The organism is Pseudoroseomonas cervicalis ATCC 49957, assembly GCF_000164635.1.
Lineage (GTDB): Bacteria > Pseudomonadota > Alphaproteobacteria > Acetobacterales > Acetobacteraceae > Pseudoroseomonas > Pseudoroseomonas cervicalis.
Window position 1 is genome coordinate 1 of record NZ_GG770994.1, and the last position, 1,750, is coordinate 1,750.

Below are 1,750 nucleotides of genomic sequence, written 5' to 3' on the forward strand. Positions count from 1 at the left end.
GATGGCGCGCCGCGCGGGCCATGCGCACCAGCGCCCCCAGATGCAGCCCGCCCTCCTCGGTGCGGATCTCCTCCAGCCCGGGCAGGCGGGTGATGTCGGCGACGCGCTCCGGCTGCGCGACGCGGCATTTCGCCAGGTCGAGCAGGCTGGTGCCGCCGGCCAGCAGCGCCGTGCCGGGGGCGGCGGCGTGCTGCCGCGCCTCCTCCAGCGTGGCGGCGCGGTGATAGGCGAAATCCCTCATCGCGCATTCTCCTTGTCGTGCAGGGCGGCGGCGGCGCGTTGCACCGCGGCCAGGATGTTGGGATAGGCGCCGCAGCGGCAGAGATTGCCGGACATGTATTCGCGGATCTCGGCGGCGGAGCCGGCATGGCCCTCGCGGAGGCAGGCGACGGCGGACATGATCTGGCCGGGCGTGCAGAAGCCGCACTGGAAGGCGTCCTCCGCCAGGAAGGCGGCCTGCACCGCGTGCAGCGTGCCGTCCGGCGCCGCCAGCCCCTCGATGGTGGTGATCGCCCGGCCCTCCGCCTGGCGTGCGAGGGTGAGGCAGGCCAGCACACGCTCGCCATCGACATGCACGGTGCAGGCGCCGCACTGGCCGTGGTCGCAGCCCTTCTTGGCGCCGGTCAGCAGCAGCCGCTCGCGCAGCGCGTCGAGCAGGGTGGTGCGGTCCTCCACCGACACCACATGCAGGGTGCCGTTCACGGCGAGGGTGATGGGGCCGGCGGGCTTCATGGGTGATCCTCCGGGATGCGGGGCAGGGGCATGACAGGCTCTCCCGTTGGGCGGATAATCGGGGCAGGGCACCAAAACGGAGGGTGCCTCCGTTTTTTACAATCGGGATCCGCGAGGGTCCGGTCAAGGGGAGTCTCGTGCCTGTGGTGGATGATGCGGCCCATGCCGGCGACGAAACGGCTGCGAAAAAGGCGGCGCCCGGCGCCCGCCGCGCCGATGCCCGCCGCAACCGCGCCCGCCTGCTCGACGCCGCCCGCGCCCTGCTGGCCGAGCAGGCGCTGGCCGGCTCGCTGGAGGCGGTGGCGCGCCGCGCCGGGGTCGGCATCGGCACGCTCTACCGGCATTTCCCGACCCGCGAGGCGTTGGTGGAGGGGCTGTACCGCGACGAGCTGGAGGTGATGCTGGAGACCGGCGCGCGGCTCTCCGCCAGCCTGCCGCCCGACCAGGCGCTGGCGCAGTTCCTGGAGCGCAGCCTGGACTACATGGCGACCAAGCGCGGCCTGGGCGATTCGCTGCGCCAGGTGATGCAGGCCCAGCCGGAGCTGATGCACGCCGCCAAGGCGAGCTTCCCCGACATCATCGCCCGGATGGTGGAGCAGGGCGTCGCCGCCGGGCTGCTGCGCCCGGATGCCGAGGCGGAGGACATCATGCAGACGCTGTTCGGCCTGTATCAGGCGCCGGCCGGGCCGGAGTGGCGGCGCCGCGCCGGCCGCATCATCGGCCTGCTGGTGGAGGGCATGCGCCAGCGCCCCGCCGCCGCCCCGGGGTGAGGGCGGGGGGGCGTGAACGCGACGGTGAATTGGGCGCCCTGCCCCCGCATGCTAGGAGCGGCGGGCCCTGCCGGAGACCCGCCATGCCCCGTCCGCCGCTCGCCCCCGCCTGCCTGGCGCTGCTCGCCGGCCTGTCGCTGCCGGCGGCGCTGCACGCCCAGTCGCCGGTCCTGAGCCCGGCGGGCGAGGGGGCGGAGACCCAGCGCCTGATCGAGCAGCTGCGGCCGCGCACCCGCGGCATCCGCCTG

3 protein-coding genes are annotated in these 1,750 nt (G+C 74.4%); 1 reads left to right on the forward strand and 2 read right to left on the reverse strand.

Features of this window, described 5'->3' with window-relative positions:
• A partial coding sequence (locus HMPREF0731_RS21090) for an FAD binding domain-containing protein (protein ID WP_007006269.1) occupies positions 1-241 on the reverse strand: 241 nt, incomplete at its 3' end.
• Positions 238-732, reverse strand: coding sequence for a (2Fe-2S)-binding protein (locus tag HMPREF0731_RS21095; protein WP_007006270.1), 495 nt, complete (start codon positions 730-732; stop codon positions 238-240). The genes HMPREF0731_RS21090 and HMPREF0731_RS21095, both read right to left, overlap by 4 nt.
• A gap of 146 nt (positions 733-878) precedes the next feature.
• Here HMPREF0731_RS21095 and HMPREF0731_RS21100 point away from each other — a divergent pair, with 146 nt between their 5' ends.
• A complete protein-coding gene (locus tag HMPREF0731_RS21100; protein WP_157136277.1) occupies positions 879-1,502 on the forward strand; it encodes a TetR/AcrR family transcriptional regulator in 624 nt (207 codons plus the stop codon).
• The last annotated feature ends 248 nt before the right edge of the window (positions 1,503-1,750 follow it).

Coding starts and splice junctions, on each gene's coding strand:
- HMPREF0731_RS21095 (WP_007006270.1), bottom strand. CDS start 732: ATGAAGCCCGCCGGCCCCATCACCCTCGCCGTGAACGGCACCCTGCAT.